We start from the raw sequence: 6,447 nt of genomic DNA, 5'->3' as shown, positions 1-6,447 counted from the left end.
CAACAATGCGGCGCGGCTTGCGGTGCGCGGCGAGGATCCGTCTCTGCTGTCGGCGCAGGACCCGGCCAAGGTGGCGCGGGCCAACAAGGCGAATTCGATGGCGTACCAGCCGGCGCTCGAAAAGATCACCGGTTTCGACATCAACTGGAACATCGTGGCATATCCGGATGTTGCCTGGGCTCGCCAAGTGTTCCCGGGCGAGCCCGACGATGTCGCGGTGGTGAGGCTCGCCGACGCGATCTTCTCGGCCTCGCGCGTCGATGTCGAGGATCCGATCGGCAACTGGAAGGCGCACAACGCGGCCTTGGCCGAGCGCACGAAATGGCTGAACGAGCACAATTTCCACGCGCTGCATTTCACCGGACCGGGCACCGACCTCACCGTCGGCCTGGCGGAAGGTCATGAATGGATGGGCGGCGCTTCGACGGCGAAGAACGGCATCACCTGCAATCCGAACATCCCGACCGAGGAAGTCTTCACCACGCCGCATGCGAGGCGCGTCGAAGGCCATGTCTCCTCGACCAAGCCGCTCTCCTACCAGGGCACGCTGATCGACGAGATCTCGGTGCGCTTCGAGGGCGGTCGGATCGTCGAGGCCAAGGCCTCGAAGGGCGAGGAGGTTCTGAAGAAGGTGCTGGACACCGACGAGGGCGCGCGCCGGCTCGGCGAAGTGGCGCTGGTGCCGCATTCCTCGCCGATCTCGAAGAGCGGCCTGCTGTTCTTCAACACGCTGTTCGACGAGAACGCCGCCTGCCACATCGCGCTCGGACAGTGCTATTCGAAGTGCTTCGTCAACGGCGCCTCGCTCAGCCAGGACGAAATTGCCGAGCGCGGCGGCAACAAGAGTTTCATCCACATCGACTGGATGATCGGCTCGGACAAGATCGACATCGACGGCGTCGGCAAGGACGGCAGCCGCGTGCCGGTGATGCGCAAGGGCGAGTGGGCCTGAGAGACCCGACGCGGAGACAGCCTTGGACGTGGCGGTAAAGCGCGTCTACGAAGCGCCGGAGAGGAGCGATGGCCAGCGTGTGCTGGTAGACCGCGTCTGGCCGCGCGGCGTCTCCAAGAAGGACGCCGCGCTGGACCTTTGGCTGAAGAAGATCGCGCCGAGCACCGAACTGCGCAAATGGTTCGGGCATGATTTCGAACGATGGCCGGAGTTCCAGAAGCGGTACTGCGCCGAGCTGGACGGCAACGAGGAGGCTGTGGCGCAGCTGCGAGAACTGCTGCGCCACGGCAAGGTGACGCTGCTCTTCGGCGCGCATGACGAGGCGCATAACAATGCGGTGGCGTTGATGGGGTATTTGCGGAGGGAGTAACCTCTCTCTCGTCGTCATCCTCGGGCTTGACCCGAGGATCCATGCCGTGACTGTCACCGAAGGACGCAAAGGAGCAGAACTCTTAAACCGCCACAACGCTTTAGCGTCGCGGCATGGAATCCTAGGGTCTGCGCGCGTCGCTTCGCTCGTTGCTCGCCCTAGGATGACGAGGGATAGTGTGCCGCGCCTGCCGAATCCTACTTCACCGCCTCTTCATAAACATCCGGCTTGAAACCAACCAAGATGCGGCCACCCACCTCCAGCACGGGCCGCTTGATGATAGTGGGCTTGGCGAGCATCAGCTTCTTCGCTTTCTTCTCGTCGAGCGCTTCCTTATCCTTCTCCGGCAGTTCGCGAAAAGTCGTGCTGCCCTTGTTGAGCAGTCTCTCCCAGCCGACCTTATCGACCCAGCCATTCAGCCTTTCCGCCTCGATCCCTTCGGCGCGATAGTCATGGAAGCGGTAGGGAAGGTCGCGGCTCTCCAGCCAGACGCGCGCCTTCTTGATCGTGTCGCAGGTGGTGATGCCGTACATGGTGATCGTCAATTCGGACCTCGGGCGGATGGATTGCGAATCTGGCCGAATCCTAGGCTTGCCTTGCCCGCTTTGCCAGCGTGACTACGTGAAGACGATTTGGCGCTCTCCATGGCGGCCGGAATATCATCTTGGCCGCCATGTCTGATTTTCAGATCCTGCAACGAAGATTCGGAATGCCAGACGCCGATCGGCTTCAATAGTAGAAGCGCTCTTCGCTGATCTTGCCGTTCTTGACCGTATAGAGGCCAACCTCATCCATTTTGACGCGTTCGGCGGTAGATTTGGGCGTCACGTCAAAGGTGAAGCGCAAGGCGAACTGGTCGCCATTGACGTAGGGGCCCTCGATCGAGCCGCCGTGAACCTCATGGTTCGCTTCCCACCATTCGCCCTTCTGCTTTACGGCGTCCCTGCCGCTGCAAACGGCCATGGGCCCTTCCATCGCCTCGTAGCTGACGATGTTATCGGCATTGTATTTCGCGGCAGCGCCGCGGTTGTCGCCCTGCTTGAGGAGTTCGGTGAAATGCTTGGCGACTTCGGCACTGGTCATGATTTCCTCCCGGTTTGGACAGACCCGAGATAGGGAGCTCCCTCGTGACCTGCCATCGCCGAAGCGTCGGTAGCTGACAAATCGTGTCAGGATCGAATGCCGGTCTGCTAACAGCAGCCGCGCTGGATCGCCAGCCGGCGCACCAGCGCCAGCACGGTGTCGATGGCGGGCGTCGGCTGGCCGGTCAGGCGGCCAAGCTCCTGCACTGCCGTTACCAGCGCGTCGACCTCCATCGGGCGGCCGCGTTCGAGGTCCTGCAACATCGAGGTCTTGTGCCCGCCGACGTCGCCGGCCCCCTTGATGCGCCGGTCGACGGGGATCAGGAAGCGCACGCCGAGGCGCTCGCCAATCGCCTGCGCCTCCAGCATCATGGCGCGGGCGACGGCCCGCGTGCCTTCATCGGCGACGATCGCCGCAAGCGTGCTGCCGGTCAGCGCCGAGATCGGGTTGAACGAAAGATTGCCCCAAAGCTTCACCCAGATTTCCGAACGTATGTCCTCGCGGACCGGCGCCTGCAGCCCGGCCTTGACCATCTCGCGCGCCAGCACACTCGCCCGCTCGCTCTTTTCGCCCGAAGGCTCGCCGAGCGAAAAGCGCGTGCCCTCGACATGGCGGATCCGCCCGGGCGCATCGACCTCGACGGCCGGATAGACGACGGAGCCGATGATGCGCTCAGGCCCGATGGTCTCCCAGATCTTTCCGCCGGAATCGACCGCATCAAGCCGCGTGCCTTCGAGCGCGCCGCCGGCCTTGTAGAAGTACCACCAGGGCACGCCGTTCTGCATGGTGACGACGGCTGTCCCCTCGCCCAGCAGCGGTGCAATCTCGCCCAGCGCCGGCGCCAGAGAATGCGCTTTCAGCGCCAGCACCACGTAATCCTGAATACCGAGTTCTTCGGCCGTGGCCGCTGCTCTCACCCGGGCGATCGTCTCCTTGCCGTCCTCGATCAGGCGTAGGCCATCGGCCTGGATCGCTTCGAGATGCGCGCCGCGCGCGACGATCGACAGATCGACGCGGCCGGCAATCGCCAGCTTGGCGGCGAGGTAGCCGCCGATGGCGCCGGCGCCGAAGACTGTAATGCGCATCAGCTCAAACCGAGTTTTGCCGCGAGGCCTATGCGCTGCAATTTGCCGGTGGCGCCCTTCGGGATCTCGTCCAGGATCACCACCTTGCGCGGCACCTTGAAATCGGCGAGCCGAGTCGCGGCAAAGCCGCGAATGTCGGCCTCGCTGGCGCTCTGGCCTTCCCGCAGCACGACAGCGGCAGCCACTTCCTCGCCGAGCTTGTCATGCGGCATGGCGAAGGTGACGACCTGCGCCACCGCCGGATGATCCATCAGCACGCCATCGACCTCGAGCGGAGAGATCTTTTCGCCGCCGCGATTGATGATCTCCTTCAGCCGGCCGGTAACGCGCAGATAATTGTCCTCGTCCAGCACGCCCTGGTCGCCGGTGTGGAACCAGCCATGCGCGAAGGCGCTGGCGTTGGCGTCCGGATTCTTCTCGTAGCCGGCGGTGACGTTCGGGCCGCGAATGACGATCTCGCCGATCTCGCCGGGCTCGAGCAGCCTTCCATCCGGCGCCATGACGGCCACTTCCGGTCCGGCCGAGGCGCCGACGCTGCCCGGCTTGCGCAGTCCGGGTGGCAGCCGGTTGGACGCCATCTGGTGCGCAGCCTCGGTCATGCCGTAGGCCTCGATCACCGGACAGCCGAAAGTCGCCTCCAGCTCTGCCATGACCTGCGCCGGGAGTGAGGCCGACGACGAGCGGATGAAACGCAGCTTCGCTTCGGCCAGTTGCTCGGGATTGCGCGCGGCGCGCGGCAGGATCGCCTGGTGCATCGTCGGCACCGCCGTATACCAGGTTGGCTTCGCTTCGGAGAGCCATTGGAAAAAGCGCAGCGCGTTGAAGCCCGGCGTGCAGAAGACGCTGGCGCCGGCGGCGAGCGAGGACAGCACCGCCGCGATCAGCCCGTGGATGTGAAACAGCGGCATGATGTTGAGGCAGCGGTCGGCCGAGCCCAGGCCCAGCGTGGCGCCGATATGCGCGGCCGAGGCGGCGAGGTTGGCGTGGCTGAGCGGCACCAGCTTCGGCCGCGATGTAGTGCCGGAGGTATGCAGAAGGAGAGCGGTGTCGCTGTCTTCGGCCAAGCCGGAGGCAACCGGCGGCCTGACCGGGCCGCCCTCGATGGTAAAGATGCCGGCCGGCGCGCCTTCAGGCACCGCCAGCCGCAGCACCGCAATGCCGAGGCGTTCGGCAACTTCGACCGACGGTCCTTGCTCGTCCTTGCCGACAAGGATCGCCTTGACGCCGATGTCGCTCAGATAGAAATCGAGCTCGTCGTCCCGGTAGGCTGGATTGAGCGGCGCTGTGGACGCGGCTGCGGCGACCGCGATGAAGGCCGTTGCCATCTCCGGGCCGTTCGGCAGCACGATGGCAACGCGGTCGCCACGGCCGATGCCGAGCGTGTTGAGCCGGCTCACGGTCTCTTGGATCAGACGGCGCAGCCCCCCATGCGAGAGGACTGTCCGGTCGGGCGCGGCGATGGCTGGCGCATCTTCGGCGCCGGGCGCGAGGCGATGAGCAAGATCAAAGGGTTTTTCGCTTGTTGTCATGGTTCCAGACTATGTTTCGAACGATCGGCCGATGTCCAGCAAAGGGCTGCTCAGTATCCGAGCGCCAAGCCGTCCTTGCGCGGATCGGAGGCGCCGGTCAGCGTGCCTTTTTCCCAATCGATGAGCACCGCCTGCCCGCCGCCGAGCGGATGGTCTGGCTCGACAACACGATGGCCGCGGCGGCGCAGGCCTTCGACCGTATCGGGACGCACGCTTCGCTCGGCTTCCACGACGTCGTGATTGTAAAAGACGCGCGGCGCATCCAAGGCCTGCTGCGGATCCATGCCGAAGTCGATCATGTTGGTCAAAAGATGGACATGGCCGAAGGGCTGATAGCCGCCGCCCATGACGCCGAAGGGCATCACGGCACGGCCGTCCCTCACCATCATGCCCGGCATGATCGTGTGCATCGGCCGCTTGCCCGGCGCTATTGCGTTCGGATGCTTCGGATCGAGCCGGAACGAAGTGCCGCGGTTCTGCAGCACGACGCCGGTCTTCGCACCGACGACGCCGCTGCCGAAGGAATAATAGGTCGAGTTGATGAAGCTCACCGCGTTCCGGTCGCGGTCGACGACGGTGATGTAGACCGTGTCGCTGCCCGGCAAATCGACGCGCGGCAAATGCGTCATGGCGCGTTCCCGGTCGATCTCGGCGCGCAGCCGGTCGGCATAGGCGATGGAGAGGAGTTCCTTCACCGGCACCGCAACGTGATCCTGATCCGCGAGCAGGTTGTCGCGGTCGCGATAGGCCAGCCGGCCGGCCTCGATCTCCAGATGCAGGCGCTCTGCGCCATTCGGTTCAAGCGCGCCGAGATCGAAGCCTGAGAGCACGTTCAGCATCAATAGCGCGGTCAGGCCCTGATTGTTCGGCGGCATCTGGTGGATGTCATGACCGCGATAGGAGGTGCTGACCGGCGTCTTGTAGTCGCCCTTCGTCGCGGCGAAATCGTCCAGCGTATGAAGGCCGCCGAGTTGGCGAAGCCGACCGACGATGTCTTCCGCAACAGCGCCTTCGTAGAAACCGGCGCGGCCGCGCTTAGCGATGATGCGCAGCGTTTCCGCCAGTTCCGGCTGGCGATGCACATCACCGGGCTTTGGCGGCTTGCCGCCCGGGAGGAAAATGCGCGCCGCCACTTCGTCGGCCGACAGGTCGGTTTCCGGATCCTCCCAGTCGAAGGCGACGCGGTCGTGTACGACGTAGCCTTGTTCGGCGTAATGGATGGCGGGAGCGAGCGCTTCGGCTATGCCCTTTCGGCCATGGTCTTCCAACAGCCGACACCAGGCGTCGACGGCGCCGGGAATGGTGACCGCGTGCGCGCCCTGCTTCGGCAGCTCGCTGAAACCTCTCTCCAGATACCAGTCGACCGTAGCGGCCTGGGGCGCGCGGCCGGAGCCGTTGAAGGCGATCACATTGCCTTCTCCCTTCGGG

At 64.7% G+C, this 6,447-nt stretch carries 7 protein-coding genes; 2 read left to right on the top strand and 5 right to left on the bottom strand.

Annotated features, from left to right (window positions below; all coding sequences use genetic code 11):
* Nucleotides 1-952: aminopeptidase (locus EOA79_RS28290; protein WP_164893976.1), on the top strand; the 952-nt coding region annotated here is incomplete at its 5' end.
* A gap of 22 nt (nucleotides 953-974) precedes the next feature.
* Nucleotides 975-1,322: a DUF488 domain-containing protein gene (locus EOA79_RS28285; protein ID WP_095823839.1), complete on the top strand. Its 348-nt coding sequence runs from the start codon at nucleotides 975-977 to the stop codon at nucleotides 1,320-1,322.
* A 197-nt stretch (nucleotides 1,323-1,519) separates the two neighbouring features.
* On the opposite strand, the gene EOA79_RS28280 is transcribed toward EOA79_RS28285, so the two are convergent.
* The 5 genes from EOA79_RS28280 to EOA79_RS28260 all read right to left on the bottom strand — a co-directional run.
* Nucleotides 1,520-1,867 carry an ArsC family reductase gene (locus tag EOA79_RS28280; protein ID WP_082954003.1) on the bottom strand — a complete coding sequence of 116 codons (348 nt, stop codon included), beginning with the start codon at nucleotides 1,865-1,867 and terminating at the stop codon, nucleotides 1,520-1,522.
* Nucleotides 1,868-2,051: 184 nt separating this feature from the next.
* Nucleotides 2,052-2,405 (bottom strand): nuclear transport factor 2 family protein, encoded by a 354-nt coding sequence (locus EOA79_RS28275; protein WP_095823840.1) that lies wholly within the window; start codon nucleotides 2,403-2,405, stop codon nucleotides 2,052-2,054.
* A gap of 107 nt (nucleotides 2,406-2,512) precedes the next feature.
* Nucleotides 2,513-3,490: a 2-dehydropantoate 2-reductase gene (locus EOA79_RS28270; protein WP_095823841.1), complete on the bottom strand. Its 978-nt coding sequence runs from the start codon at nucleotides 3,488-3,490 to the stop codon at nucleotides 2,513-2,515.
* Nucleotides 3,490-5,019, bottom strand: coding sequence for an acyl--CoA ligase (locus tag EOA79_RS28265; RefSeq protein ID WP_127335746.1), 1,530 nt, complete (start codon nucleotides 5,017-5,019; stop codon nucleotides 3,490-3,492). Before EOA79_RS28265 ends, EOA79_RS28270 begins: the two co-directional genes overlap by 1 nt.
* A gap of 50 nt (nucleotides 5,020-5,069) precedes the next feature.
* A partial coding sequence (locus EOA79_RS28260) for a gamma-glutamyltransferase family protein (protein ID WP_164893975.1) occupies nucleotides 5,070-6,447 on the bottom strand: 1,378 nt, incomplete at its 5' end.

Origin of the sequence: Mesorhizobium sp. M1A.F.Ca.IN.020.03.2.1 (assembly GCF_004023205.1) — a bacterium.
In the GTDB taxonomy this organism is placed as follows: domain Bacteria; phylum Pseudomonadota; class Alphaproteobacteria; order Rhizobiales; family Rhizobiaceae; genus Mesorhizobium.
Note: the sequence above shows the minus strand (reverse complement) of the source record. Positions and strands in the feature narration are given on the sequence as shown.

Bases quoted from the DNA above. Each gene is read 5' to 3' on its own strand.
- EOA79_RS28275 (WP_095823840.1), bottom strand. From the start codon at position 2,405: ATGACCAGTGCCGAAGTCGCCAAGCATTTCACCGAACTCCTCAAGCAG.
- EOA79_RS28270 (WP_095823841.1), bottom strand. From the start codon at position 3,490: ATGCGCATTACAGTCTTCGGCGCCGGCGCCATCGGCGGCTACCTCGCC.
- EOA79_RS28265 (WP_127335746.1), bottom strand. From the start codon at position 5,019: ATGACAACAAGCGAAAAACCCTTTGATCTTGCTCATCGCCTCGCGCCC.